The organism is Saccharothrix isguenensis, from assembly GCF_052936305.1.
On sequence record NZ_CP193626.1, the window covers coordinates 2,550,287 to 2,575,914 of the forward strand.

Annotated in this window: 23 protein-coding genes; 12 read left to right on the forward strand and 11 right to left on the reverse strand. The window is 72.8% G+C overall.

Going from position 1 to position 25,628, the window contains the following annotated elements; translation table 11 throughout:
- Positions 1-221 precede the first annotated feature (221 nt).
- The 3 genes from ACRAKI_RS12215 (at position 222) to ACRAKI_RS12225 (ending at position 2,857) form a co-directional block, all read left to right on the forward strand.
- Positions 222-665 (forward strand): hypothetical protein, encoded by a 444-nt coding sequence (locus tag ACRAKI_RS12215; RefSeq protein ID WP_447007178.1) that lies wholly within the window; start codon positions 222-224, stop codon positions 663-665.
- 480 nt (positions 666-1,145) lie between these two features.
- Positions 1,146-1,388, forward strand: coding sequence for a hypothetical protein (locus tag ACRAKI_RS12220; protein ID WP_447007179.1), 243 nt, complete (start codon positions 1,146-1,148; stop codon positions 1,386-1,388).
- Between the two features lie 86 nt (positions 1,389-1,474).
- Positions 1,475-2,857, forward strand: a complete 1,383-nt coding sequence (locus tag ACRAKI_RS12225) for an FAD-binding oxidoreductase (RefSeq protein WP_447007180.1) — start codon at positions 1,475-1,477, stop codon at positions 2,855-2,857.
- Here the strand turns inward: ACRAKI_RS12225 and ACRAKI_RS12230 are convergent.
- The 7 genes from ACRAKI_RS12230 to ACRAKI_RS12260 form a co-directional block, all read right to left on the reverse strand.
- The gene (locus ACRAKI_RS12230; RefSeq protein WP_447007181.1) at positions 2,812-3,519 is read right to left on the reverse strand and encodes a class I SAM-dependent DNA methyltransferase; all 708 of its coding nucleotides are present in this window, start codon (positions 3,517-3,519) and stop codon (positions 2,812-2,814) included. The two genes, ACRAKI_RS12225 and ACRAKI_RS12230, sit on opposite strands and share 46 nt — an antisense overlap.
- A 135-nt stretch (positions 3,520-3,654) precedes the next feature.
- On the reverse strand, positions 3,655-3,948 hold the full coding sequence (locus tag ACRAKI_RS12235; RefSeq protein ID WP_447007182.1) for a hypothetical protein: 294 nt from the start codon (positions 3,946-3,948) through the stop codon (positions 3,655-3,657).
- 303 nt (positions 3,949-4,251) lie between these two features.
- Positions 4,252-4,806: an adenylyl-sulfate kinase gene (cysC, locus tag ACRAKI_RS12240; RefSeq protein WP_447007183.1), complete on the reverse strand. Its 555-nt coding sequence runs from the start codon at positions 4,804-4,806 to the stop codon at positions 4,252-4,254.
- A gap of 16 nt (positions 4,807-4,822) precedes the next feature.
- On the reverse strand, positions 4,823-5,878 hold the full coding sequence (locus ACRAKI_RS12245) for a glycosyltransferase (RefSeq protein WP_447007184.1): 1,056 nt from the start codon (positions 5,876-5,878) through the stop codon (positions 4,823-4,825).
- Between the two features lie 7 nt (positions 5,879-5,885).
- Positions 5,886-6,719 carry a sulfotransferase family protein gene (locus ACRAKI_RS12250; protein ID WP_447007185.1) on the reverse strand — a complete coding sequence of 278 codons (834 nt, stop codon included), beginning with the start codon at positions 6,717-6,719 and terminating at the stop codon, positions 5,886-5,888.
- The gene (locus ACRAKI_RS12255; protein WP_447007186.1) at positions 6,716-7,798 is read right to left on the reverse strand and encodes a glycosyltransferase family 2 protein; all 1,083 of its coding nucleotides are present in this window, start codon (positions 7,796-7,798) and stop codon (positions 6,716-6,718) included. Before ACRAKI_RS12255 ends, ACRAKI_RS12250 begins: the two co-directional genes overlap by 4 nt.
- On the reverse strand, positions 7,798-8,538 hold the full coding sequence (locus tag ACRAKI_RS12260) for a PIG-L deacetylase family protein (protein WP_447007187.1): 741 nt from the start codon (positions 8,536-8,538) through the stop codon (positions 7,798-7,800). The genes ACRAKI_RS12255 and ACRAKI_RS12260 overlap by 1 nt, the downstream gene beginning before the upstream one ends.
- 149 nt (positions 8,539-8,687) lie before the next feature.
- Here ACRAKI_RS12260 and ACRAKI_RS12265 point away from each other — a divergent pair, with 149 nt between their 5' ends.
- The 7 genes from ACRAKI_RS12265 to ACRAKI_RS12295 all read left to right on the forward strand — a co-directional run bounded on the left by ACRAKI_RS12265 (position 8,688) and on the right by ACRAKI_RS12295 (position 15,449).
- A complete protein-coding gene (locus ACRAKI_RS12265; protein WP_447007188.1) occupies positions 8,688-9,362 on the forward strand; it encodes a response regulator in 675 nt (224 codons plus the stop codon).
- Positions 9,346-11,544 (forward strand): ATP-binding protein, encoded by a 2,199-nt coding sequence (locus ACRAKI_RS12270; RefSeq protein ID WP_447007189.1) that lies wholly within the window; start codon positions 9,346-9,348, stop codon positions 11,542-11,544. Before ACRAKI_RS12265 ends, ACRAKI_RS12270 begins: the two co-directional genes overlap by 17 nt.
- A gap of 191 nt (positions 11,545-11,735) precedes the next feature.
- A complete protein-coding gene (locus tag ACRAKI_RS12275) occupies positions 11,736-12,140 on the forward strand; it encodes a hypothetical protein (protein ID WP_447007190.1) in 405 nt (134 codons plus the stop codon).
- A 102-nt stretch (positions 12,141-12,242) separates the two neighbouring features.
- On the forward strand, positions 12,243-13,397 hold the full coding sequence (locus ACRAKI_RS12280; protein ID WP_447007191.1) for an OmpA family protein: 1,155 nt from the start codon (positions 12,243-12,245) through the stop codon (positions 13,395-13,397).
- Between the two features lie 11 nt (positions 13,398-13,408).
- Positions 13,409-13,879 carry a hypothetical protein gene (locus ACRAKI_RS12285; RefSeq protein ID WP_447007192.1) on the forward strand — a complete coding sequence of 157 codons (471 nt, stop codon included), beginning with the start codon at positions 13,409-13,411 and terminating at the stop codon, positions 13,877-13,879.
- Positions 13,876-14,715, forward strand: coding sequence for a hypothetical protein (locus ACRAKI_RS12290; protein ID WP_447007193.1), 840 nt, complete (start codon positions 13,876-13,878; stop codon positions 14,713-14,715). Before ACRAKI_RS12285 ends, ACRAKI_RS12290 begins: the two co-directional genes overlap by 4 nt.
- The gene (locus ACRAKI_RS12295) at positions 14,712-15,449 is read left to right on the forward strand and encodes a hypothetical protein (protein WP_447007194.1); all 738 of its coding nucleotides are present in this window, start codon (positions 14,712-14,714) and stop codon (positions 15,447-15,449) included. The genes ACRAKI_RS12290 and ACRAKI_RS12295 overlap by 4 nt, the downstream gene beginning before the upstream one ends.
- Before the next feature lie 63 nt (positions 15,450-15,512).
- Here the strand turns inward: ACRAKI_RS12295 and ACRAKI_RS12300 are convergent, their stop codons facing one another.
- Both ACRAKI_RS12300 and ACRAKI_RS12305 read right to left on the reverse strand, forming a co-directional pair.
- The gene (locus tag ACRAKI_RS12300) at positions 15,513-19,361 is read right to left on the reverse strand and encodes a CHAT domain-containing protein (protein ID WP_447007195.1); all 3,849 of its coding nucleotides are present in this window, start codon (positions 19,359-19,361) and stop codon (positions 15,513-15,515) included.
- Positions 19,362-19,367: 6 nt separating this feature from the next.
- Positions 19,368-20,420 carry a hypothetical protein gene (locus ACRAKI_RS12305; RefSeq protein WP_447007196.1) on the reverse strand — a complete coding sequence of 351 codons (1,053 nt, stop codon included), beginning with the start codon at positions 20,418-20,420 and terminating at the stop codon, positions 19,368-19,370.
- 128 nt (positions 20,421-20,548) lie between these two features.
- Between ACRAKI_RS12305 and ACRAKI_RS12310 the strand changes: the two genes are divergently transcribed.
- Positions 20,549-22,600 (forward strand): hypothetical protein, encoded by a 2,052-nt coding sequence (locus tag ACRAKI_RS12310; RefSeq protein ID WP_447007197.1) that lies wholly within the window; start codon positions 20,549-20,551, stop codon positions 22,598-22,600.
- Positions 22,601-22,659: 59 nt separating this feature from the next.
- Here ACRAKI_RS12310 and ACRAKI_RS12315 read toward each other — a convergent pair whose 3' ends face one another.
- Together ACRAKI_RS12315 and ACRAKI_RS12320 are read right to left on the reverse strand one after the other, a co-directional pair.
- On the reverse strand, positions 22,660-24,345 hold the full coding sequence (locus ACRAKI_RS12315; protein WP_447007198.1) for a hypothetical protein: 1,686 nt from the start codon (positions 24,343-24,345) through the stop codon (positions 22,660-22,662).
- Entirely contained in the window at positions 24,320-25,168 is an 849-nt protein-coding gene (locus ACRAKI_RS12320; RefSeq protein ID WP_447007199.1) for a hypothetical protein, read from the reverse strand. Before ACRAKI_RS12320 ends, ACRAKI_RS12315 begins: the two co-directional genes overlap by 26 nt.
- Positions 25,169-25,461: 293 nt before the next feature.
- On the opposite strand from ACRAKI_RS12320, the gene ACRAKI_RS12325 reads away from it, so the two are divergent.
- A complete protein-coding gene (locus ACRAKI_RS12325; protein WP_447007200.1) occupies positions 25,462-25,626 on the forward strand; it encodes a hypothetical protein in 165 nt (54 codons plus the stop codon).
- Positions 25,627-25,628: the final 2 nt, after the last annotated feature.

Genomic DNA, 25,628 nt, shown 5'->3' on the forward strand with positions numbered 1-25,628 from the left:
GGCGCACGGCTCGGCACCCGCTCGGGCCGAAGCACCTGGTCGGCGCCTCCGCCTTGCCGAGGACCGCGGCGTGTCACCGGAAAAGTGGGGTCGTAAACGTCCGAGTCGGATAAAGCGCCTGATCGACTGGAACCACCGTCAGGCCTCGGGCCGACCCCGCTCGTGTGCGAACGTCACAGAGGTGCTTGCTGGAACGAGGCGGCGTGGGAGGAGGGCGGGGCGTGAGGGGCCTGCTGCGAGCCGGGTGCGTGCTGCTGATCGCGTGGCAGGTCGTGGTCGGCTTGTGGGCCGTCCTGTCCCCCGAGGGGTTCTTCTTCGGGTACCCGACGCGGGAGATCGGTTGGGTGGCGATGTTCCCGCCGTACAACGAGCACCTCACGCGTGACTACGGGTTGGCGTTGCTGCAGTTGGCGCCCTTGACGTTGGTGTGCCTGAAGCTGCCGGAGCCGGTGTTCGTCGGCGCTCTGCTGACCGGGTCGTTGCTGTTCCACGTGCCCCACCTGGTTTTCCACGAGCTGCACGTGGTCCGCACCGACGACCTCGCCCTCCAGCGGTTGTTCCTCTGGATGCCGATCGTCCTCGCCGCCGTTCTGCTGTACGTCGCCCGGAAGTTGGCGACGAGGTCCCGCTCGGTGGCGGGGGAACACCCGACAGCACGTTCCTGATCAGACCTGCGCGGGGTTCCGGCTCACCCGGTCAGGCGAGGTTCATGACGGTCTTCAGGCATGGCACTCGTCGCGACGTGTGCGTTCAGCGGGACGGCTTCTGATCGGGGGCACCCGGGCATGAGCGGTACGCCGGCCAGGGCTCGCATCCGCGACCTGCTGGGCCGGGGTCACTCTGGGGCGTCGTGCTGCTGGCCGTGGTGCTGAGGGACCGCCGGTCGGACCTCCCCGCCCAACGGGTTCACCGCCCAATCGCTGGGCCCGCACCACGTCGCCGCCGTGCTGGGCGCCGCGAGTGCCGATCACAAGCCCGGGACGTCGAGCGGGGAACCAGCCCGTGGGCACGGCGCCGTACTGCCTGGTGCTGCGCGTCAGCGGAATCGCCCCGGCGCGTATCGCTACCTCCCCGCGCAGGACGCGGTGATCCCGGTAGGGAACTACGAGTCGGGCGTACGGGCCCACGGCGACCGGTGGTACCGCATGCAGAACATCGACGCGGGCATCATGGTGCACCGCGCCACCCCGGCCGCCACCGCGATCGGCCTCATCCCCCGGATCTTCTCGGACGGCACGAGGGACACCGTCGACAACGCCCTCGGCTTGGCCGGCGCGCCGGACCAGAGCCTGTCGATGTTGCTGGTGGGGCACCGCCGGCCGAAAGCCACGCAGCTCGACTGCACGCCCGGCGCACCGCCACCGCCCCGTCCGGCTCGGGTGCCGTGATCGACCGGGGGCCACGACGCGCGAACGCGCCCCGATCGGCGGAGTGACAGGTCGCGGAACGGGGGCACCATGGGTTCGGGGGAACCATGGAACTGGACCGCAGGACCTTCATCCAGGCCGCCGGGCTCGTCGCCCTCGGGGCGTGGGACCGCGACTGGGACCGGCTGCGCCGTGCGCTCACGGGCAGACTGGTCCTGCCCGGTGACGACATCTACGACACCGTGCGCCGACCGTACAACACGGTGTACGCGCACCGGAGGCCGGCGGCCGTCGCGTTGTGCGCCGACGAGTCCGATGTCGCGCGCTGCCTCGACTTCGCCGCACGAGAACGGGTGCCGGTCGCCGCGCGCAGCGGCGGTCACAGCTACGCCGGCTACTCGGTGCCCGAGGACGGGCTGGTCGTCGACCTGGCCGCGCTGCGCTCGGTCCGGGTGGACGACGACGGCTGCGCGCGGGTCGGCGCGGGCACCCGGATGATCGACCTCTACGACGAACTGGCCGGGGCGGGGCGACTGCTGCCCGCCGGGTCGTGCCCGACCGTCGGCATCGGCGGGCTGGCGCTGGGCGGCGGGATCAGCGTCGTGGGCCGCAAGTACGGCCTGACGTGCGACCGCCTGCTCGCCGCACGGGTCGTGACGCCGGACGGCCGCTTGCGCCGGACCGACCGGCACACCGAGCCCGACCTGTTCTGGGCGCTGCGCGGCGGCGGTGGCGGCAACTTCGGCGTCGTCACCTCGTTCGCGTTCGACACCGCGCCCGCGCCGGAGGTGGTCGTGTTCGCCCTGGAGTTCCCGGAGGGCGCGGCGACCGACGTCCTCGGGGCGTGGCAGGAGTGGATGGTGGACACGCCGGACGGGCTGTGGACGGTGTGCAACGTCCTGTCGGGCACGCCGCCGGTCACCAACGTCGTCGGCACCTGGATCGGGCCGGAACACGAGTTGGCCCGGCTGCTGGACCGGCTCACCGCGAAGGTCGCGCCGACCACCCGCACGGTGGTGTCGATGGACTACGGCACCGCCATGCGGTACTTCGCCGGCTGCCTGCCCGCGTGCCGACCGACCGACGGCGTGCCGTTCGTGGCCTCGTCCAGGATGCTGCACCGGCCGGTCGACCCCGCGCGGATCGTCGCGCTGCTGGCGGGACGGCGGGCGGGACGGGCGCAGTTCGACTCGTTCGGCGGGGCGATCGGCCGGGTCCGGCCGGAGGACACCGCGTTCCCGCACCGGCACGCCACCGGCAGCGTGCAGGCGTTCGTGGACGTCGGGGACGTCGACGAGGCCGAAGCCCGCCGCATCCTGGCCGACCTGCGCGACGGGCTCGGCCACCGCACCGGCTACGTCAACTACATCGACCCCGACATGCCGGACTGGCCGACCGCCTACTACGGCCGCAACCTGCCGCGGTTGCGCCGCGTCGCACGCCGCTACGACCCGGACCGCGTGCTGGCGTTCCCGCAAGGGCTGGCTTGAGGAAGGAGCGCCCCCAAGGGCTTGCGGACCAGCAGGTGGGCCTGCTGGAACCGCTCGCCCTCCTGAGGCTCGCGCAGCAGCCGCGCGACCTCGACGAACCCGGCCTGGCACAACAGGCCCGCAAGGCTGTCGGGCGACCACCGGTAGGCGAGCGCGACCTTGTGGTCGAATTCCCGCGGCTGCGGGTCGTCGCCGCCGAAGAACCCGAGCAGCAGGTGTCCGCCCGGCGCGAGCACCCGGTCGAACTCGGTGAACACGGCCGGCAGTTGCCGCGGCGGTGTGTGGATGACGGAGTAGAGCGCGAGGATGCCGCCGAGAACTCCGTCGGCGAGGTCCAGGGAGGTCATCGACCCCTCGTCGAACCGCAGGTCCGGATGCGCTCGGCGGGCCAGGGCGACCATCTCGGGAGACAGGTCGATGCCGAAGGTGGTCGGGCCGAGCGCGTGCACGTGTGCCGTCACGTGACCGGGACCACATCCGATATCGGCGACCGGTCCGGCGTCGTGGGTCCGCACGAGTTCGGCGAACGCGGCCAGCAGCGCGCGTTCCAGCGGTCTCGTCTTGAGCGCGTCGCTGAAAAGCTCGGAGTAGAGGGTCGCGACGGCGTCGTAAGCAGCCCTGGTGTCGCGCGAGACGGGCAGATCGGTCACGGCGGGGACCATAGTGAACCCGGGTTGCGGACGATCGGGTGACCGGATTCCGGTTGCCGGATCACCCGGTCGGACGGTGGGCGATAAGGTGCCTGTGCCCGGCGCGCTCATCGCGCTTTGTCGCATATCTTCCCTTCTTGTTCGAGCTCATTTCTGGTGTTGGGGGATTCTGTCATGCGTCTCGCGGTGGGCGGCACCGGTCTGTTCACTTCGGAGGACCTTCCGCTCCAGGTGCTCGACGACGTACTGTGCCGGCATGGCCGGCAAGGAGTCGCCGAAGTAACCGGAGATCAGCAGATAGAAACTCGACGTCCCGATACCCGACCGGTTCTCGAACACGGGTAACAGGGGTCCGAGGCCGGACTGCGAGATGCCCACCAGGAACATGAATCCCGGTGACGCGCCGCCGCCGGGCCGGCCGAGTACTTCCAGGGCGCGCATCGGAAGCCTTTCCGTTGTTCCCGGGGCAGTGCTCGTGGAACCGTTCCCATCTCATGGCGACCGGCCGGGTTCCGTCAATAGACCAGAATGGCGAATGGTGGCGAAGGCTATGTGCGGCAGGTCACTTGTGACAGGAGTCGCGGCAATAGGACCGGGGGAGTACGTAGGTGAAGGCTGAAGACTTGCCGCGCCATGTGCCGGGCTCTTCACGAGCATCTGGCTGAGTCTGTCGAGACGTCCTGCCGTTGAGGTCCACGCGGGATCCGGGGTGTTCGCCCGGGTGACCCGCAGCCCGGAGAACCCTTACAGCACCCGTTCGTCGCGGAGGAGGTCCAGCACTGCGGCTGCCGACCGCTCGGCGCTCTGCCTGTGGGCGTCGACGCGCAGGTCCGGCGCCAGTGGTTCCTCGTACGGGTCGTCCACGCCGGTCAGCCCGTGCAGCGTGCCTGCCGCTTGCCGCGCGTACAGCCCTTTGACATCACGCGCGGAACAGACGGTGACGGGGGTGGCGACGTGCACCTCCAGGAACCGGGTGCGGTCGTCCCGGTGCCTCGCCGCGACCACCGCGCGGCTCGCGGCGTACGGGGCGATGGCCGCGACCAGGACGACGGTGCCGTTGCGCGCGAGCAGGTGCGCGACCCACCCGATGCGGCACACGCTGGTTTCCCGGTCCTCGCGGGAGAACCCGAGGCCGGCGCACAGCGAGGTGCGGACCTGGTCGCCGTCCAAGACCTCCACCCGGCGTCCGTTCGCGCGCAGACCGTCGGCGACCAGCGCCGCTATGGTGCTCTTGCCGGCGCTCGGCAGGCCCGTCAACCACACGGTCGCGCCTGGTGGCGCATCGGTTCCCAGGACCACGCGACGGCCCTCCTCGTCAGTCGGATGGGGATTCACCAAGCACGCGCAGGAAGTCCGGTGCGACAGGGCGGACGAACCTCTCCGCGTGCCGACGACTCCTGCGCAACAGCTCCGGACGGGCATCCCGTTCCACCACCGCGTCGGACAGCGCGTCCAGCCACGTGGTGCGCCCGAGATCGGGGAGCAGGTTCTCGGCGAGCCCGGCCGCCTCACCGAGCCCGCCCACGTCGTGGCACAGGACGCGGCGGCCCAGCAGCGCGGCCTCCACCGCGACCCGGCCGAACCCCTCCGGCAACGGCGACGGTACGAGCACGACGTCCGCCGCGCGGTAGACGGACACCGGGTCGTCGGCCCGGTCCACGCAGCTGACGTTGGCCGGCGCGGAACCGGCCCACTCGGGCCGCCGCCACCCGGTGAGCGCGGTGAACCGCAGGTCCGGACGAGCGTGGGCCAGTGCGAGGAACGTGTCCGAGCCCTTCTCCGGGATGGCGTTCACCATGAGCACCGTGCGGGGGGACGGGGCAGGCGGCAGGAACGGCAACGGGGTGAACGGCGGGTAGAAGACGGCGTCGCCTCCGCCCGCACCGAAGAACCCGCTGAGGTAGCGGGACGCGTAGAGCTTCCGGTCGGCCGGCGCCAGGAACGTCTCCCGCCCGTCCTCGCCGACGTCCTGCACCCAGGCGACGCTGCGCACCTTCATGCGGGCCGCCGTGCGGCAGATGTCCCCGCTGCCGACGCAGGTCGTCAGCAGCACGTCGGGGCGGTACTCGGCCAAGGTGGCTTCGAGGCGCCGCAGGAAGCCCGCTTCCGCGGACATGACGACATCGCCGTACGGGCCGGAGTACGAGACGACACCCGACGCCGGTGCGGCACCGGACGGCGTGGCCCCCAGCCTGGCGAGCACATCGGGCAGCAGCCGGTGGTCCCGCCAACGCGGGTGGACGTAGCTGCCAAAGTGCAGCACCTCGTGCCCCGCCGAGACCAGGGCTTCACCGAGGACCCGGTGGTTCACCTCGACCCCGCCGAGGAAGAACGGCGGGGCGAGCCGGCGGGTGGCGATCAGCGTCCGCACGAATGCCTCACAGGTCGTAGCCGCAGGCGGAAGCGACTTCGCGTACCGCGTCGTCGTCCAGCAGTGCCTTCAACGACGGCGACAGCGCGGACCAGTCGCTCACGGCCCGCTTCTTCTCCCCCTGCGGTCCGTCGGTGTGGATCTTCCGATCGAGCACGGCCAGGTCGAGGTCGTCAGGGTCCAGCGAGCAGTGCTCCGCGATCCGGCGGACGTGGTCGCGCGGGTCTTCCACGAAGTCCTCGTAGCGGACGCGCAGCACGTGCGGTGCCTCCGCGGGCGTGACGTGCAGGAAGCTCCAAGCCACGCGCTGCCAGTCCGCGATGGCGATCTCGGTGTCCCGCCGTCGCCAGGACCCGCCGGTCCGCTCCCACACGTCGAGGCTGCGCAGGATGTCCCGGGGGTCGCGGACCAGGTGCACCACACGGCTGCCCGGGAACACCGCGCGGATCCCGCTGGCCTCGGGCAGGCCGTAGCGCACTTCCTTGAAGCCCCACACCGATTTCGAGAGGGCGGCGGCGGGCTCGGCGAACAGGGTGGTCAAAAGCGCCTTCAACGCCAGGTCGACGTGCCGCTCGTCGGGGACGAGGTTCGCCATGAAGCTCTGGTAACCGCGCCGCGCGTACTCCACCCTGGCCCGCTCGCCGTCGGTGCGGGTCCAGTGGTGGAGCCGGGAGACGGCGGTCAGCATCGTGCGCAGCTGGCCCGCGTGCTCACCCCAGATGAGCACGTCGGGGTGGGAGGACAGGATTCGCTGGACCAGGGTGCTCCCGCAGCGCTGACCGGCCGCCAGCACGAGCAGGGGACCGGGCGACGACGAAGCGCGTGATCGTGCGGGGTTCATCCGAGTTCCCGTACCGGTAGGCTCCCGGCCGGCATCCTCAGGCTGTCGACCGCGACGTCCGACTCCAGGGCGTCGAGCACGGACCGCAGCACGTGCGCTTGACCGGCGACCGGCAGGCGCAACACCTGGATGCGCGGGTGCGGCGACGCCACGAGCTCCCCGGCGGCGCCGAGGACGACGCGCAGCGCGGGATCGGTGTCCAGCTCGCGCAGGCAGGCGTCGAAGATCGCGCGCTCGTCGCTGTGCCGGAGGTCGCCGATCCACGTCCGCACCCGCCGCACCTTGCGGGGCTGCCGTGAGAACAGCAGTTCCGCCACGCCCCGCTGGGTTTCCAGACCGGGTAGGCCCTTCTCATCGCCGAAGTGGTCGTTGGCCGCCGTGATCGTGTACTCCGCGCATTCCCGGTCGTAGAAGTAGCGCAACGACGGCGGCGTCGATTCGAGCAGTGGGCAGAAGTACGCCACGTCGGCGGCGGCGCCCACCCACTTCCCGTCGATCTTCAGGTCGTCCTCGTCGATCTCCTTGAACGCCCAGGCCTTGAACGACCGCAGGTGCCCCGGGTACCACGACCTCGACCACTCCAGCCGGGGCAGCTCGTTGCCGGAGCGGTGGGCGGCGGGCACGTCCGTCGACCTCCAGTGCACCCAGTCCCGCCAGTGGCTGCGACGCACCCGGTGCTGGGTCCAGACGACGTCCGCTCGCAGGTGGAGCCGCGCCAGGTCACCGGCGACGTCCGCGGCCAGCAGTCGGTCGTCGCCGTCCAGTTCCACGACGACGTCGTGGTCCGGGATGAACGAGACCGCTTCGGCGAAGTTCTCCATCTTGCCGCGGCGACGACGGCCCAGGTGCGCGCGGAAGACGTCGGGGTGCGTGCGGGCCCAGGTCGACGCGACTTCCGCGCTGCCGTCGTCGGAGACGTCGTCCATGACGACGCACCTGGTCGCGGGGTACCGCTGCCGCGCCACCGAGCGCAGGCACCGGTCGAGCAGGTCCCGGTTGTTCCTGACGGTGACCACGAAGACCACGTTCGGCAGTGCCTGGCTCGTCCAGCGGTCGGTGCCGCTCCCCACGGTGAGCATCAGCGGCCTTCCCTGTGCCGGGCGGCGTCACGCCGGCCGCGCCCGATGTGGCGGACGCCTTCCGCGTGCCCAGGGCCGAAGCCGCCGGCGCGTCCCGTCAACGCGGCGAGCATCGCGGCTTCTCCGCCGAACAGCACCGGGAGTTGACTGCGGTAGCACCGCGCCGCCTCCAGCTTCGCGTCCAGCGAGGCTCCGCCGAACCAGGACGCCTCGTACTCGGGAGGTCGGGCCAGGCAGTAGGGGATCTCCTCGTAGAACGCGATGCCGGCGTCGATCGGCCGCTTGGCGGCCAGGGCCGCGAGAACGTGGTCGGGGTGTGCGGAGTCGCCGGACGGCAGGTAGACCACGTCATAGCCGGCCGCCGCGTCCGCCACGACGTCCCCGACGCGATCCGCCAGGCCGTCCTCCGGGACCGTCGCCAGGAGGTCCGCGATCGAGCGCGCCTCGCTGTTGCGCAGCAACAGTTCCGGCAAGTCGGCGTGCACGTGCGAGGCCCCGACGACGGCCAGCGCCGACACGTCCTCGTGCCGGCGGTCGCCGTAGTGGCCGATCCCCCAGAGCGCGAGTTGCCGGGTCAGGAGGAGGTTGGCGGCCGTCGTTCGACCGTCGTCTTCAGGCGCCTTCGCGAAGAGGGTGAGGACCGTGGCCTCGTCTCCGTTCGCCACCCACTCGTGGATCGAACCGCCTAGGGACAGGACGCCGTCGTCCAGGTGAGGTGCGACCACGAGGTGTCTCGTCACAGGGGTGCATCCTCCTGTCATTGCGCCGTTCAGGCACTCGCGTGGACATTGACGGACCGCCGGCCCCGTGCACCGGAACGGTCTTCGCGCGGCGTCGGCGAACTGGGCGTCGGACGTAACGTCGAGGGCGGCGGCGGCGACATCGTGGCGTGGACACAAGAGCCGGGTGCGTGGTCGCCGCGGTCGACGATCACCCGGTGGTGCTCAGGGGAGTCGCCCACCTGCTGGAGAAATCTGGGCGCGGCATCCGGCTGTCGGTCGTCGAACCGACCGTGGAGGCGCTGCTCGCGGGGCCCGGGCGGGACGCCGACGTCGTGCTGCTGGACCTGCTGCTGCCCGGTGAGCCGGACATCGCGACCAACGTGCGGCGCATCCGCGAAGCCGGTCCCAGGGTGGTCGTCTTCACCTCCGACTCCCGTCCGGCGGTCGTGTCCGCCGCGGTCGTGGCGGGTGCGCTGGGTGTGGTGCTCAAGGGCGACGGCGAGGACCGGTTGGTCGAGGTGGTGCTGGCGGCACGGGCGGGCGAGTTCACCGTGTCCAGCACCCTCGCCTACGCCCTGGTGAACGACCCCCGGGCGCGGATCCGCCTGTCCGAGCGCCAGCGCGAGGTGCTGACCCTGGTGGCGAGGGGGTTGCCGCACAAGGCCATCGCGCGGCGGCTGGGCATCCGGCCGGACACGGTGCCGTCGCACCTCCGCCGGGTCGCGAGCAGCTACGCGCGGGTGGGGTTGGAGAACCTGACGTCGTCCGAGCTGGCCGCCCAGGCGTTGGTCGACGGTCACATCGAACTGGCACCGGGCGAGGCGGATGGCGTTACCGGCTGACCGGGACGGCGGCCACGGCCACGGGGTCGAGCGCGCGCTGCAACGGTCCTTCACGGCACTTGTCCTGCTGTGCGCCCTGTCGTGGCTCGGAACCCTGGCGACCACGCCGTCGGTGCACGAACCACCGGTCCTGCTCGCGCTCGTGGCACAGGTGGCGAACTGGGCGGCGTTGTGCACGCGGAGTTGGCGCGCCCGGCTGGGCCCGGTGGACGCGGTCCTGTCGGCGGTGGTCGCCGTGGTGGTGCTGGGCGCTCTCTCGGCCGTGGACGTCGCGGCGGTGGCACCGGGAACGCGCATCCAGTTCGTGGTCGTCCCCGCCACGCTGGCCGCCGGTTTCCTGCCGGTGCCGACCGCCGTCGCGGTCGTCCTGCCGCTGATGGGCGCCTACGTCGCCGCGTCGATCCCGGTCGAGGGCGCCGCGGCGGTCGGTGGGCTGTGGCCGGTCCTGTCGGCCGCGGTGGCCTCCGGGGTCGTCGCACCGACGTTGCGCGCCGCCGCCGGCGCCGCGGACGCCGCCCACGACGAACTCGTCGTCGTCCGCGCGCGTGAAGCCCTCGCGGAGAGCAGGCGGGCGGTGTACCGGGAGTTCCAGCGGTTGCTGCACGACCGCGTCACCGCGGCTCTGCACGCCGTCTCCCTGGCCGTGGGCACCGTGGAGGAGGTCCGCCAGGCCTGCCGGGCGGGGGTCGAGGCGCTGCGGGCCGACGCCGTGCTCCCCGGGACGGACCTCGTCCACCTCGGCTCGTTGCTGCGCCGGTCCGCGGCGTGCGCGCGCACGCCGGTCGAGGTGGACCTCCCCGACGCGGCCGTCACCGTCCCGGAGGTGGTCGCCCGGGCCGTCGTGCTCGCGGTGGAGGAGGCGTTGCGGAACGCGGACCGCCATGCCCATGCGTCCCGCGTCGTGCTCACGTTGAAGTCGTCCCGCGGGGACGTGGTGGTGTCCGTCGGTGACGACGGGGTCGGCCGCAGGGGACCGGAACGGGCCGGCGCGCTGGGGCTGCGCCGGTCGATCACCCAGCGCATGGTCGACGTGGGCGGCTCCGCCGTGGTCACCGAGTCACCGGGCGCGGGCACCACGGTGGTCCTGCTGTGGTCGCCGGAGCCCGACGACCGGCCCGACCGCACGCGGCTGCTCGCGCTCGCCGTGGGCGACATCCGCCGGCCCCTCGGCGCGGTGTGCCTGCCCTACCTGGCGGGCAGCGCCTTCATCGGGGCGCTGCACGTGGGTTCGGCGCCGGGCTGGGGGTGGCTCGTCGCGTGGGCGCTCGTGCTGTGCGCCGCGACGGTGTTGCTGCTCCGCCGCGCGGACCGGCCGATGGGCGGACGCGAGGCCGTGGTGACGATCGCCGGGCTGCTCGTGCTGATCTGGCTCGGGTTGGCGCTGATGCCCGCGGACAGCCTGAGCGGCTACGCGTCCTGGCCGGTCGGTTCGGTCGGTCCGGTGCTCACCGTGCTCGCCGTCATCCGGCCGCCGTGGGAGTCGTTGCTCGTCTGCGTGCTGGAGATCGCCGCGCTCGGCGTGCTGATCGCCACGTCGGTGTTGGACGCACCACCCCTGCCGGCCATGGTCCCGGTCGTGCTGGCGCCGGTGTTCGGCACGGTCATGGGCGCGGTGATCGCGGCCACCGTCCGTCGCTACGGCGGCGTCGTGGCGCGGTCGCGGGCCGAGCAGTTCGCCGTGGTGACCGCGAGGGCCCGCCGCGACGCCGTCGACGCCCTGCGCGGGGAGCGCGCCGCCGCGCTCGCCCTCGACTTCGGGCCGTTCCTGGAGGCCGTGGCACGGGGCGAGGCCGAACACGGCCACCCGGCCACCCGCGCGCGTGCCGCCGAACTGGAGCGGGTCGCACGGGACGAGCTGCACCTGCCCGGCGTGCTGGACGCGCGGACCAAGGCGGCGCTGGCCCGGGCGCGCGGTCGGGGCTGCGTCGTCGACCTGCACGCCGACACCGACGGGGCGGCCGTCCCCGATCAGGTCGTCACGCTCCTGCGGGCCGCCTTGGCCGGCGACCCGCCGCACCGGCTCACGCTGAGCCTGTACCCCGCACCGGAAGGCGTCCTGGTGAGCCTCGTCGCGGTGCCGGGCGACAGCGCCCGCGGCGCGCGGCTGGCCACCGAGTTGAGCCACCTGCACGCGTCCGTCGAGGACGACGAGGAAGCCACCTGCGTCGAGTTCACCGCCTGACGTACCGGATTTCGGGTACAGACCGGGCGGTTCGGCGCGGCGAGACTGGGACCGTCCCCGCCAGTGGGGCACCGCCGGCCGTCAGCAGTCACCAGGGCCACCGCGCGGTTCCGTCTACAGAGGAGGATTTCCGTGACCACGCGTCATCAGCAGGAGGCGACGCCGGCGCGTCCCGGGCGAGAGGCGACCCGATGAGGCTGTTCGGCAGGCGCGACCCGAAGACCGGCCACATCGGCCGCTTCCGCTCACCCCATCCGGCCGACGTCGTGCTCGCGGTCGCCTACAGCGGCGTCGAGGACCAGCTCAGCAGGGCGGCTCCCGTCGTGTCCGGTCCGGGAGTGATGGAGTCGATCTTCATCACCCGCTACGAGGCAGGTGGCCTGACGGTGGCCGCCGGGAACACGACCGGGATCTACTTCGCCTTCGCCGTCGACCTCACGGCCACCGGGTCGGGCACCGAGGGGCACGCCTACTTCGACCGCCCCTCGTCCGACGTCCGGCGCTGGATCGGCAACGCGATCCAGCTGCACTTCGGCCTCCGGACGGCGTTGGAGGGCTCGGGCGCCAAGGTCCTCGACTGGACGTCGGACTTCTGAGCCGGCGGTCCGTCATCTCTCGCAGGAGCATCCCCGGCCGCACGGCAGTCGTGGTTCCGACGCTGTCGTCCGCCGGACATCGTGTGACATAAGGAGATCTTGATGCGCTTACCGATGAAGACCTTCCTCGTCGCGGTGAAAGCCGTCGTGGTCGCGGCCGTGCTGGCCGCCTGCACGGGAGACGTGGCGTGCGCGTGCGCGGCGGCCGATCAGGGGTCGGTCGCGTACGTCCTCGGGGCGCACGCGAACCGGCCCGCGGTGGCCTCACCGGACATCCTGGACGACGCGGTGGAGCGGCAGACCACCCTTTCCGTCATCAGGGCCGACGGCAAGCCCGAGGTCGTGATCACCGCCGACCTGGTGTCGAAGGCGCCCGGTCCCAACGCCAGGAACAAGGAAGTGCGTGACCGGAAGGCGGACCTGCGCGCCAAGTTGTCGTCCGTGCGCCCGACCACCGCGGAACTCGACCTGCTCGCGGCGATCGAACTGGGCGCGCGGTCGTTGGCGCGGGAGCCGAAGACCATGGTGGTCGAGTCGAGCGGCCTGTCGACCACCGGCGCCCTCTCGTTCGCCAAGCCGGGGATGCTGATGGCCGCGCCCGCGGAGGTCGCCGATGCGCTGGAACGCGGAGGCCACCTGCCGGCCCTCGGTGGGATCCGGGTGACGCTGCGCGGCCTGGGCGACGTCATGCCGCCGCAGCAGGTGCTCGGCACACCGGAGCGGTCGAACCTCATCGCCATCTGGAAGGAGGTGCTGACCAGGGCGGGGGCCCAGGTGGAGCCGCCGGACCAGCGACCGCTGACCGGTCCGACCTGGACCGACGCCCCGCCGGTGGCGACCGTGCCGGTCACCCCGGCCTCGGTGGACTTCGGTGCGCCGGAGCCTCGGGTGACACGTCCGCTGCCGGCTGCGGCGTTCTTCGTCGCGGACAGCGCCGAGCTGCTCGACCGCGCCAACGCCGTGGCGGTGCTCCGGCCGTTCGCCGAGCACGTGCGGCGCTCCGGTGGGCGTCTCGACCTGGTCGGCACCACGGCGAGGGTGGGCGACCGGCCGGGCCAGGTGGCGCTGTCGACCGATCGCGCGAACGCCATGCGCTCCCTTCTGGTCGACGAACTCGGGGTGCCGGAGGACCGGGTCGGCGCCTCCGGCGTCGGCAGCTACCACGCCGACTACGTCGTCGACCACGACGACCACGGGCACCTGCTGCCCGACAAAGCGGGTCTCAACCGCACCGTGCGCGTCACCGTCCACGACTGAAGGAGCGGATCATGGGCAAGCCCGGGGCTCGGCCCCGACCGGAGCGGACGCGGTGGTGGTCGCGCCGCGTCCTGCGGATCATCGACTTCGGCCTGTCCGCGCCGGAGATCGGCGGCGCGGAGTACCGCGCCCGGCTCGACACCGCCGTCCGCACGGCGATCTCGGCCGGTGCCGTCGACCTGGGCACCGGCGACATGTTCGACATCATGATCGAGGCGGACCGGCGGGTCGACCAGTGCCGGATCACCGACGAGGCGAGCCGCTGGCACACCCACGCGCTGCGGGTCGTGCTCCGCCACCGGCGCGAGCGGGACCGCGCCTGGCGACGCCGGGACGACCTCGCCGCCGCGTTGGCGGGCGAGAGCACCAAGCTCGACGAGCTGGACCGGATGCTCGCCGCACGGCGGGGCGTCCGCGAGAACCGGTCGAACGGGACGACGCGGTCGATCCCGGTGCCGGCTCCGGGAGGGGTCAGCACATGACCGACGAGTCGACCGCGCACCGCCGGGCGACCGGCAGGACGTCCCTGCGCCACCTCGGCGACAGCCCGTACTCGGCCGTCCTCGGTTGGGCGCTGCTGATCGCGCTGCTGGGCGTGGACGTCCCGCTGCTCCAGACGATGCTGGCGGAGAACACCAGGAGCGACGAGTGGCAGAGCTGGGTGATCGCGGCCGGTTTCGCGGTGGTGCTGACGGCCACGGCCTGGCTGGCCACCGAGTTCACCCTGCGCGCCGTCGAGCACCGCGGACGCCGCCACTGGGTCGCCGCCGTCGGGTTCTGGCTGTTGTGGCTGGGCGGGGTGGCGGGTTCGTTCGTGTTCCGCTACCTGCACCCCACCGAGCAGTTCACGCCGGACACCACCACCAGCTCCGGCATCGCGCTCGGCGGAGGCACCCCGCCGGTGGAGCCACCGGTGGACGTCAGCATGGCGTTGCTGCTGACCGCCCTCGTGGTGCTGACCGGCGCGGTCGCGTCGGGTGTGGGCGTGTTCGGCCACGACGACCTCCAGCGGCAGCGCCGGCAGAGCGCACGCCGGGTGCAGCGCCTGCGCTGGTGGGTCCGGTCGGCGTCCACGCGGTTCGACCGCCACACCGCGGCGATGGAGGTCCAGCAGGCCGAGCTGGATGCGGTGCCGATGAGGCTGCAGTACGCGGTCGACCAGCTGGTCGGCATCGCCGCGAGCCTGAAGCAGCGGGTCCGCCACCTGATGGCGGAGGCGCAGGGCGATCCGCGGGCGACGACGGCGTTGGTGCGCCACCACGACGCCGGTCCGGCCGACCCGCAGCCGCCCGGCCCGACGACCTGGAGGGCGCCGTGAGCGACAAAGTTCGGTTCACCATGATCAAGATCGGTTGGTCGGTCAGGTTCCGCGAGTACCGGCACGGCAGGCGTGACGGCAAGCGCGGCATACCCGAAGTCCGCGACGGCGTGCCGCTGCCGCACACGCCGCACGAGCAGTCGTTGGTCGAGCGGCGCAACGAGGTGGTGGACCGGGTCCTGCAGGAGTTCGTCACCGGCTCGGAGGACACCGTGGCCGACATCGAGGTGCGGTACCGGCGGATCGCGTCCGCCACCGTGCGGCTGGCCGAGTTGGACGCCGCCCTGGTCGCGGCGGACATCCCCCTCGAAGAGGCCGAGGCGACCAGGCGGGGTGCGGGGGAGGAGGACCTGCCCGAGGAGTCCGTCCGCGCCCGCAACCAGGCCGACCGGCGCAAGCGCATCGGCCCGCTGCGCGCCGCCGTCGACGCGGTGAAGGCGCAGCTGGAGCAGGAGCTCGAAGCGCTCGCCAAGCTGGAGGCGGTGGTCGTCAACGCGTTGCGGCGGGCACAGGCGCGTGGCACCCAGTACTGCGCCTACACCGAAGGCCTCCGCGCGCTCTACTGGCGCGCGCTGGTCCGCGTCCACCCGGATCGGACCAGGGTCGTGGAGGGCCTCCGGTCGTGGCCGTCGACCCCCGACTGGTTGTTCGTGGACGACTACCGCTCGGTGCTGCGCCTGGGACACCCCGGCGGCCCGCAGGCGGAACCCCTGGCACCGGCCTCCGCCCGGTGACCAGGTGCGCCGTGGCGGACAGGTGACCCCGCGACCCGCCGAACCGCCGCGGGTCGCGGGGTTTCACCGACCCAGCTGCGTGAACCCGGCCCAGCACTCGACGTCCCGGTGGTCGAACCCCGGTGCGGCGGGGATGCCGCGGACGCGCTCGGGCATCGTCGCCGGGTACTCGCGATCGGGGTCGAGCATCCACAGTTGCGCGGTGCGCAGCGCCTCGGCCGCGGTCAGTCCCCCGGCGCGCAGGTAGTGGTGGAACATGAACACCAGCTGCGCCGTCGTCCGTCCGGAGGGGACCCGCCACAGCGAGCCGACCACGGAACGGGCGCCGATGGCGAGGAAGGCGGACGACAGGCTCAGCGCCTCGTCGTAGTCCACACCGGACACGTTGGTCGTGCAGCCGGACAGGACCACCAGGCCCAACGGCAGGGTCGTCGTCGGGCTCACGCCCAGCAGCCGCCGCGAGGACAGCCGTTCCCGGGCCAGACCGACCTCGGAGTTCAACGGGCGTCGCATGTCCGCCACGGCGTGGCACGCCAGGTGCAGCAGCGGCAGCGGCCCGTCCATCTCGGACAGCACCTCGGCCGGTGTGCCGAGTCCGTCCTCGGCGGGCCGCCACGGCTGGGGAGGCCTGCTGAAGCCGCCGTAGAACGCGCCGCCGGGGTAGAACGCGTCGCGGATCGCGACCGCCTCGACCGCACCCACCGCAAGGTCGCGCGCGGGGTTGCCCACCAGCACCGGCCGTCCCTCCACGACCTCGTCCCGGCCGACCACGTCGCAGAACAACCGTGCGGACGGGGCGTACGAGACGGTCGCGTCCTGCACCAGGTAGCGGTCCGCGCCGTCGACGGTCCGCCGCGCGGCGTGCCAGGGCACGAGGCCGGATGACCCCACCGGCACCAGGACCAGGCCGCCGTGCTGCCCGGCGACCAGGGACAGCTCGCGCCCGGCCGCCTCCCACGCCCAAGTGCACAGCTCGCCCAGTTCGGTCCGCCAGCGCCGGACGCTGTCCGCGTCGCCCTTCTCGTCCCGCTCCTCGTAGGCCAGCCGGTAGCGCTCCACCGCCGTGTCCACGCGCAGGCCCGGCAGCGGGCGGACCCGCGCGTGCCCGTGCGCGGGCACCAGGAGTGCCAGCCCGCCGTGGTGCTGGTTCGCCGGCAGCAGGTACACCAGGCAGCCGGATCCGTGCCGCCGCAGCGCGTGCCGGACTTCCGCCACAGACGGGCGGTCGACCAGCTCGTCCGGCCGCGCGGCCAGTTCCCGCAGCACGGTGCGCCGCAACGCGCCCCAATCCTCGTCCGGTTCCTGCCAGTCCGGCAGCAGGGGGTCGTCGCGACCGTCGGCGGCGGTCCACTGCTCGGCGAGATCGTCGCGTCCCATCCGGCGCAGCTGCTCGGCGACGGTCCGCCCGGTGCCGGCGGCCTTGAGCACGAGCCCGCGTCGCGCGTCCACCACCTGGATGAGGTCGTCGACGGCGTCGTCCACCAGGCACCACGCGGTCAGCTCGTCCACCGCGGTGGACGCGTTGCGCGCCATCTCCAGCGCGTGGTCGCCGCTGGACTGCACCAGCACCTTCCACGCCGCGACCCACAGCAGCTCCAACCCCAACCGCCTGCTCCACTCCCGGTCTCCGGGCGCGTCGCGCAGGCGCAACAACCGGGCCAGGACCATCCGGGAAGGCGCCAACAGCTCTTCCCACGGCTCGTGCCGGGTGTGCCGGTCGCGGTGCAGCTCGATGGCGCTGTCGAGCATCTCCCGGTTCCACGGCTCCAAGCGGGCCAGCTCCAGGAGCGCTCCGGCACGCAGTGCCTCCACCATGCTGACGCCGCCCACCAGGGCCGGTGGCAGTTCCGGCACGTCGTCCAGCCGCTCCAGGGCAGCGCGGAGCGCGCCGGTGTCCCGCCGTGCGGTGGCGGCAACGATCTCCTCGGCCACGCCGGTGATCGCCAGGAAGGGGTCGAGCCAGGAACCGGTTGGTCCGTGCGGAACGGGGTGCGGCGACCCGAAGCTGCGGTGCAGCGCCCCGCTCAGCAGCACGATCGGCTCGATCGCGAGGGTGCGCGGCAGGGTGGACAGCACCTCCCAGGCCCGAGCGGTTGCCTCGCGCACCTCGGCGACGGGGACGTTGGTCCGGAACAGCTGGAACGCCTTGAAGAGCAACCGAATCCCCTCGGCCTCACGGGTATCTTCGGCACTGCGCTCCGATGCGCCGGGCTTGCCCGCCAGCACCCGCTCGCCCAGCTCGAAGGCACTGAGCGAGGGCGTGCCGGTGCTCACGGTGAGGCTGATGAGACCGACCATCTGGACGATGCCGTCGTGCTCGTCGGCGAGGGAGGGGTCGGCCAGGGCGGCCTTCACCGCGATCAGGTCCACGTCGTCGTCGCCGGCCAGGAGCTTCCGCTGGTTGGCCACCAGCTCCGCCATCACGCGCAGCAGCTTGTCGTACTCGGGCGGCATGTCATCGACCTGCTCGGCCGCTTCCAGCATCCGCGACATGTGGTCGAGCAGGACCGGCACGTCGGTCGGGTCGGCGACGACGTGATGCCAGGCGCCGATGGCCAGGTGAAACCACCCCATCCCGGTCGTGGCGCCGAGGAGCGCCACCTCCTCGTCCAGGGGCCCTTCCGCCGTCTTCCGCTCGACGAGGCGCTGGGCCTCCAGGAGCCAGTCCTTGACCGGGTGAATCGACACGAAGTGTTCGAGGTCGGGTCGCTTGCCCTCCAGGGAGACGGCGCTGAGGCGGCACCGGCGGATGGCGTGCGCGATGTCCTCGTCGGGGATGCCGATGGCCAGCGCGCGGGTAGCGCGGTGGACCACTTCGTCGGCATGGGCCAGGTCGCCGTCGGACAGCATGAGGGCGTGGTGGGCGGCGGTGATGTCGACCCACGGCAGCCAGGCGTTCGGCCCGGCCGGGTCTTGCTGCTCCAGGTAGCGGGCCAGCCACACGACCGCCTCGCGGAGGTCGTCCAAGTCGTCGTTGTCGTTTCCTCTACGGGCCAAGGCGGTGCCGTACTCGTCCCACGTGAACGCGTCGCCGTGGGGCGCGGCGACGGCGAGGCTCGCGATGATCCGGTCGCGGACCTCGCCCTCGTCCCCGGGGTGCCGGTGGTCGAGAAGTCGGGCGAGCAGCCAGTGGTGTTCGGGGGACGGCTCGGGCTCGGCCGCGACGACCGACTCCAGGGCGTCGATGGCATCGTCCGCTGGAACCTCCTTCCCGCGCAGCAGGAGCTGGTGGCAGACGTAGGCGAACAGGGTCAGGCCGTCGTGGCGTTCCGCGTCTTCGGGCAGCAGGAAGACGTTGCGGTGCAACAAGCCCAAGGCGGCGTCGAGGTCGCTGTCGGTGCCCCCTGCCTCCCAGCGGAGCATGAACGCACGGGCCTGGTTCACCCGCAGCACCACCTCGGTCGACCTTGCTGCCGCAGCGCCCGCGAGCTCAGCCAGCACGGCGGGGAGGTCTCGCACCTCTTCCAACGCCCGGTGGGGGTTGTCGATCTGGGTGGACGCCACGTGCATGGCCCGACCCAGGTGCAGGTCCGCCAGCTCCATGCGCATGAAGTCCGCCGTGTCGTCGTCGTAAGGCAACGCGACGGCTTTCTCGCCCCACCGGATAGCCTGGGCCCACTGCCCGACCATGGCGTGCCCGGTGGCGGAGGCCATCATCCAGGGGCCGCGGTGGTCATCGTCCGGACCACCCGTGATGCCGTGCCGCAGGAGGTCGAGGGCGTCGCTCACCTGGATCCGGAAGTCGTCGTCCCCCTGGTCGATGTCGTACACGCGGGTGAGGCCGACCGCTCCGGCCAGGGCCGGGGCGAGAGTTTCCGGCTCGGTGGCGAGTTGCTCGGAGAGCCTTTCGGCCATGGCCCGGACCTCTTCGGCCGACGGCCCGGGGTCCGGCTGCTGCTCGTCCGCGGTCATGGCGTCTCACCCGCGCCGGCGGCGGCGGGCCGGTGGGGCCAGCATGGACCGGACCTGGTCGAGGACGTCGAGGCGCCGCCCGGGGTCGTTGAGCAGGAGTCCGGCTCGGACCGGTGGCAGGACGCCGCTCCGGGCCAGCTCCTCGATCGTCTCGCGCAACGCGGCCTCCTCGTCGTCCCGGTCCGCGGTCGCCACCGCGATGAGCAGCGCGTCCAGCACGGCCTCGTCCGGCGACTCCGCCGAGTCGTGGTCCGGGATCTGGATGGCCGGCGCGTCCGTGGCGCTCGCGGCCACCCGCAGGTCCGCCGGGTTCGCGCGCCTGCCGAGCGGGCGGTCGATGTGGGCCTCCCACCAGCTGACCATCTCGCGCCGGTCGTCGCCGCCCACGTCGACCAGCGACCCGCCCCTGCAGGTCCGCTCGACCAGCCGGATCGCGTCGGGCAGCCGGTGGCGGTAGTCGTCCGGCGTCCCGCCGAGCTGGTCCGCGCACCGGTCGCCCAGCCGGCGCAGCAGCCCGGACTCGCCGCGCAGCGGGCCGTCGCAGCCCGCCTCGTCGGCGAGGATCACGAGCACCGTGCGGTGGAAGTCGTCGGGCAACGCCTTGCCGTAGCGGTTGACGGCGGCTGCCTCCGGCCTCGACAGCGCCCCGCGCTCGGCGCGTGCCCGGCGCATTTCGTCGCTGAGCCGGAACCGGAGGTGCCGCCGCACCGCTCCGGGAGGGTTGTGCAGATCGCCCGCGTGGTCCGTCAGGTAGCGCAGTGCGAGTTCGACGGCGTCGGAGACCAGATCGCGGCACGGGCAGGTGCCGGAGAGCCGGTACCCGCTCGCCGGCGGAGCCGTCCGCGACCGCCTGCCGAGGCGCAAGCCGGTGACGTACAGCTCCGTGTCGCACGGCGGGGCGCCGTGCCGGCTGTGGACCGCCTGGCGGGCGGCTCTCAGCTCCCACCAGATCGCCTGCGCGACGTCCTGCGGCAGCTTGGGGACGGAAGTGGGACGCCGGTGGTCCGAACGCCCCGGGGGTGCGGGGCGGGATGGGCGAGAGGCGACGCGTGAGGTCATGGACATACTTTTATATGTGATTGAGGGAGGGTGGGGCTGTCGATGCCGGATTGTGAGAAAACTCGCCTTGACTCCCGTTCGCGGCGTGGTCGGTATGAGGGGGCCGCGCGATGAGATGGAGTGAGTTCATGCCGCTGCTTCCCGCCGTCGTCCCCCTGACGACAGAGAAGCGCTCCGAGGTGGTGCCCGCGCGGCTGGCGCGCAACGTGGCGCCGCTGTTCGGCGTGACGTCGCCCATCAGCCCTTTCGGGACCATGACGTGGCTCAGCGACTTCAACCGGATCACCATCACCGAGATCGCGCGGGGCGCGCCGTCGCCGAACCGGTCCGACCGGCCCGAAGTCCCGTCCGGTGTGGACTGGGTGGTGCACGGCCGGGCCGTCGTCGCCGCACCGGGCAAGTCGCTGCCCAACGAGATCATCAACGCCACGACGAACCGGTTCGGCCCCCACACGAAGTCCGCCGTCCTGCTGACCGCGGTCAACACCCTGCTGGAGCCCGTGGTGCGGGGCATGGAGGAGGCGCTGCCGCTGCTCCGGGCGCCCGGCGGCGGCCCGCTCCCGCTGGTGCTGCGGATCGCCGCCTGGGCCACCGCCGCGATCGAGGTCTTCCGCTCGCAGCCGGCGCTCGTCGTCGCGGCCGTCAAGGCGCGGCGCATCCAGCGCGAGTCCCTCGACAGCCCGCGGTTCGGCCGGGCGGCCGGGTTGGCCGAGCGGGCCGCGGCGCGATCCGAGATGGGCGCCGGCGACGTCGAGGACCTCGACCCGATCACCCATCCCCGCGAGCTGTTCTTCCTCGACCGCACGGTGTCGTGCGTCGACCTGCCGGACCTCGGCCCGGAACCCGCCGACGACCTGGTGCGGCCCGACGCGGACCCCCACTTCCGCTCGACCGCGCGCGACCGCCGCGACGAGTTGGTGGAGCGCCTGATCTCCCTGCTCCTCGACGCGAGCGAAGCCGAGGGCGGCGGGTACGTCTGGATCAGCGAACGGGAACCGGAGCAGTTCGTCGCCGAAGCGCTGCTGCCCGTGTCCGGGTTGGTGGACAGCGTGTGCGAGTACTGGTCGTCCGTGCACGGCGAAGACGACGCGAGCACCGCGACCCGCGTGCTGCTGCCCAGCCCGGAACGGGCCGCCGAGCTGTCGGAGCAGGGGCGTCGGGCGCTGCTGCTCGCCGCGCTCGGCGTCGCGCGGTACGTGCGGGCCGACGTCGGCTCGCCCGGCCTGGCGGAGGCGGACTTCCTGGCGGTGCTGGACGACGTCGACGGGCTGGCCGCGCGGTGCCTCGACGCCGACGACCCGACGTCCGCCGTGGTCCGCACCCGGCTGGACGTCCTGCGGGTCGTGGTTCTGCGGCACAACCGCACCAACCCGATCGCGGGCCTGGTCCGCTCCCTGGTCGAGGGCGTGGACCGCTGCCTCGGGATGCTCGCGGACGGCGTGCTGGACCGGGGTGCGACGGCCGATGTCCTCGGTGCGGCGTGCATAGAGCTCAACGCCGTCCGCACCACCAACGCGACGGACCCGACCGCCGGCCTCCCGACGCCGGCGGAGTTGGACGACCTCGTGCGCCGCTACTGGCGGGCCTACGCCGAGACGCTGGAGGCCGACCTGTCGGCGCCCGGCAGCGCCGCGGCCCACGGACTCGGCTACCTGCTGCACAACTACGCCGCCTTCCTGGGCAGTCACAAGGACGACGCCGACGACCTGCGTGAAGCCGTGCGCCTGTTCCGCGAGTTCGTCATCCCGAGCCGCAGGCGGCTCTACCGCCGCATCGGCGTCTTCGGCCCCCTCGGCCTCACCAGCTACGTCGCCACCGCGTCCACGTCGCGGCTCGTGGAGCTGGCCAGGTCCCGGCACCGGCCGGACGAGGCGCGGGACTGGGCCGCCCTGGGCCACGAGTGGATCGGCCTCGTGCTGCGCGAGCACGAGGCCGGCCGGTACCAGCCGGTGTCCGACGAGCAACGCGGCCTCTTCGCCCTGCGCGCGGCCCCGGCCCTGCTCCTCGCCCTGGAGACCGGGGTGAAGCCGTTGACCGAGGAGGACACCGCCCGGCTGCGGCGCCTGCTCGACATGGCGGAGCGGTGGCTGGAGACCAGTTCCCGGGGCAACGCCGCGGATTACGTGCGGCACGACGAGGTCGAGGACATCCGCAAGAGGGTCGCGGCGTTGCTTGGTTGACGGCGTTGGTGGCCTGACGGCGTCGCGGGCGGTTCCGGTGGACCCGCCCGCGACCCGGCTCACGACCGTTCCAGCACCTCCTGCACCCACTCCTGCCACGGGCCCTTGTAGCGCCTGAGGTCCGCGCTGGTCGCGGGTTCGGCCGTGTACTCGGCGAACCACGTGAGGGTCGTGTAGCTCTCCACGAGCCCGCTCTCCGACCACGGGCGGTGCGGGCACACGCCGGCGGGAGGCAGCGGCACCCGGTCGACCACACCGCAAGGGCACTCGTCGGGCCGGTCCTTCTCCACCACCCGCTGCACCTGTTGCGCCGGCGCGCGCACGACCACCGCGGCCACCAGCGCGGCCCTGGACTGCGTGGTCCGCTTGCGCCCCAGCTCCAGGCGCAGCTTGCTCGCCACCAGCTGGACCGCTGCCTGCCGGTCCGCCCACAGGGGCGGCAGGACGGTCAGGGCCAACGCGCCACCGCGCAGACCGAGCACCATCGCGTCGCGCACGCGGGACCTGACGGCCGCGAACGCCGCGGCGGTGCCCGCGTGCTCACGGATGCGCGGCGGCTCACCGCGAGCCCCGCGCAACCGTGCTTCGACGCGACGCACCCTGTCCACGAGGAACGGCAACCAGTCCTGGTCACCGACCTCGCGCCGACCGGTCAGCCAGGCCGTCAGCACGGCGCGCTGAGCGGGCGTCGTGCCCGCGAACAGCTCGACGAGCATCCACCACGCGAGCTGGTCGGCGACGATGATCGCCCGGTCGGGCTCGACCGCCTCGGCGTCGTCACGGGCGAAGGCCGAGTCGTCGCCGTCCACCGGGATCTCGCGTCGCGACTGCCGCATCGCCATCGCGCCGAACTCCGGGTGCAGGAGGCCGAACACCTTCTCCGCGACCTCGCCGCGCTCGGGCCCGTCGGCGGCGAGGAACCGCGCGAACGCCGCCAGCGCGGTGACCGCGTCCACCTCCATCCGCCCTCGGCCGGGATCGACCGCCTGTCGCAACGCCCGCCTGAGCCGTTGCGCGACCTCGACCGCGTACTCGGCGACGGCCTGCTGCGCGTCGTCCGGCGACGCACCCGACAACTCCGCGACGGCGACCCGGTACGCGGCCACCTGGCCGACCAGGTCCACGTTGCCCAGCACCGGGAACATCGGGTCCGGCCCGGGCTCGACGGCGAGCCGGGCGCGGTGGCGGCCGGCCAGCAGGGCGCCCCGTTCGAGCACCGACACCACCGCCGCCAGCGGGTCCGGGAGGACGCCGGAGGTGGAGAGGACCGCGGTCGTGACCATCGTGACGAACGTCGGACTGTCGTCCGGTCTCAGCGCCCGCACGTCACGGACGACTCGTGCGGCGTCCAGCAGCGGCGCGACGACGTCCTTGTCGCGCAGCATCCTGCTCTGGGCGGCGACCTCGATCGGCACATCGCCGAAGGACGCCAGCTGGTCGAATGCGTCCACCACGTTGGTGGGCTTCTGCTGGACCCCCGCGACCTTGTCCTTCACCGACAGCAGCGCGACGGCGAAGAGCGGGTAGTCCTCGGCGGGCAGCCGCCGGCCCCGCCGGTCCAGCGTGCCCCACACCCGCTCGCCCAGCGCGACCATCTCGTCCACCACGGCGTCGGCCGTGCCGTACCTGTCGGTCATCCGCTCCACCAGGTGCGGCGGCAGGTGGTCCAGGACGTGCTGGGCGGACGAGCGCAGCAGGTCACCGTCGAACGGTGCCGGTTCAGTCCGCGTCGGACGGTCGACCATCGTTCCTCCTGTCGGTGCGGAACCGGAGCGCGGGCTCGTCGGCGTCGGGTGCGAGGGGCAGATCGGCGGCCAGCTTCAGGGGGACGCCGGGTTCGGGCTCCAGCGCGACCCACTCGCCCGAGCCGTCGTCGAGCGCGACCTCCAGCCGCGCGTCGGCAGCCGGCAGCGCCGTGGCGTGCACGACCACGCCGGTGGTCTCGACCGCGTCCTGGAGCACGCCGTCGACGCGGTAAGTGGTCCAGCGCACGACCGGTTCGACACCGGCGCGCGCGGCCAGGTCGGCGGGGAGCACGGAGTCGTGCCAGGTGAAGTCGTCCTCCGGCGGCACGTCCTCCGGATCACCGGCGGGGCGATCGCCCCGGTAGGACGGGTCGGCCTGCAACGGGGTGGCCCGCAGTGCCGCGAGCAGGCCGAGACCGGTCAGCCGCGTCCACAACCCGCCGACCCACGCCCCGGACGCGGTCGTCCCCGGCTCGGCGGACAGCACCGCCTCGCGGTAGGGCGCCCAGGTGCGCGCCAGGGCGGCCACCTGCCCGAGGTCGAGCCGCGTGGTCGTGGAGCCCCCGCCGCCGCCGAGCAGCGGGTCCACCACCGCCAGCAGCGACTCGCCCAGCAGCACCCGTTCGTCGTCGGTCAGCCCGAAACCGACGTCCACCTCCACGTACGTCGGTGGCCCACCCGGATCGTCGCCGGCGAACGCGCACGCGAGGCCGTTGCGCAGCCTCCGGAACACCGTGGGTTCCACGGTCGTGAGCGTCACCTGGACGCGACCCGGGCTCGGCACGTAGTCGACGCGGGCGTATCCGTCCCACGCGGTCAGCATCGTCGTCCCCTCTCCCTGTCGGTACTGGTTCGCAGGTTCCCCATGGCGGATGGCCCGGTTCCACGGGCTCGCCGGCGCCCCCTCGCGAACAACTGCGCGTCCCGACCCGCCCTTGGCGTCCCGGTCGTCAGCGGAAAACGCCCGGGTCCTCGGTGGCCCGGGAGCGAGCGGAGGAGGGGCCATGTTCGGACGCGGTGACGAGGACGACGAGAACGGCTGACCAGGCCGGCACGAGGCGGGGGATGCCCACGGGCGTCCCCCGCTCCCCGTTCCACGAGGGAGAGGAGCGACGCGTGTCGCAGCAGGAAGAGCAGGACGAGCCGGGGCCGGGTAGACGTCCCCGGAGGTGGCGGCCGAACGTCCCGCCGGCCCAGGTCGGCTACTGGGTGCTGAGAGTGGTCCTCACGGTCGCGAACCTCGCGGCGGCCGTGCTGAACCTGTCGCGCGACGACGAGTGACG

Bases quoted from the DNA above. Each gene is read 5' to 3' on its own strand.
- ACRAKI_RS12250 (WP_447007185.1), bottom strand. From the start codon at position 6,719: ATGAACCCCGCACGATCACGCGCTTCGTCGTCGCCCGGTCCCCTGCTC.
- ACRAKI_RS12285 (WP_447007192.1), top strand. From the start codon at position 13,409: ATGGGCAAGCCCGGGGCTCGGCCCCGACCGGAGCGGACGCGGTGGTGG.
- ACRAKI_RS12280 (WP_447007191.1), top strand. From the start codon at position 12,243: ATGCGCTTACCGATGAAGACCTTCCTCGTCGCGGTGAAAGCCGTCGTG.
- ACRAKI_RS12315 (WP_447007198.1), bottom strand. From the start codon at position 24,345: ATGGTCGACCGTCCGACGCGGACTGAACCGGCACCGTTCGACGGTGAC.
- ACRAKI_RS12235 (WP_447007182.1), bottom strand. From the start codon at position 3,948: ATGCGCGCCCTGGAAGTACTCGGCCGGCCCGGCGGCGGCGCGTCACCG.
- ACRAKI_RS12270 (WP_447007189.1), top strand. From the start codon at position 9,346: ATGGCGTTACCGGCTGACCGGGACGGCGGCCACGGCCACGGGGTCGAG.
- ACRAKI_RS12290 (WP_447007193.1), top strand. From the start codon at position 13,876: ATGACCGACGAGTCGACCGCGCACCGCCGGGCGACCGGCAGGACGTCC.
- ACRAKI_RS12310 (WP_447007197.1), top strand. From the start codon at position 20,549: ATGCCGCTGCTTCCCGCCGTCGTCCCCCTGACGACAGAGAAGCGCTCC.
- ACRAKI_RS12255 (WP_447007186.1), bottom strand. From the start codon at position 7,798: ATGCTCACCGTGGGGAGCGGCACCGACCGCTGGACGAGCCAGGCACTG.
- ACRAKI_RS12220 (WP_447007179.1), top strand. From the start codon at position 1,146: ATGCAGAACATCGACGCGGGCATCATGGTGCACCGCGCCACCCCGGCC.
- ACRAKI_RS12275 (WP_447007190.1), top strand. From the start codon at position 11,736: ATGAGGCTGTTCGGCAGGCGCGACCCGAAGACCGGCCACATCGGCCGC.
- ACRAKI_RS12320 (WP_447007199.1), bottom strand. From the start codon at position 25,168: ATGCTGACCGCGTGGGACGGATACGCCCGCGTCGACTACGTGCCGAGC.
- ACRAKI_RS12225 (WP_447007180.1), top strand. From the start codon at position 1,475: ATGGAACTGGACCGCAGGACCTTCATCCAGGCCGCCGGGCTCGTCGCC.
- ACRAKI_RS12230 (WP_447007181.1), bottom strand. From the start codon at position 3,519: ATGGTCCCCGCCGTGACCGATCTGCCCGTCTCGCGCGACACCAGGGCT.
- ACRAKI_RS12305 (WP_447007196.1), bottom strand. From the start codon at position 20,420: ATGACCTCACGCGTCGCCTCTCGCCCATCCCGCCCCGCACCCCCGGGG.
- ACRAKI_RS12300 (WP_447007195.1), bottom strand. From the start codon at position 19,361: ATGACCGCGGACGAGCAGCAGCCGGACCCCGGGCCGTCGGCCGAAGAG.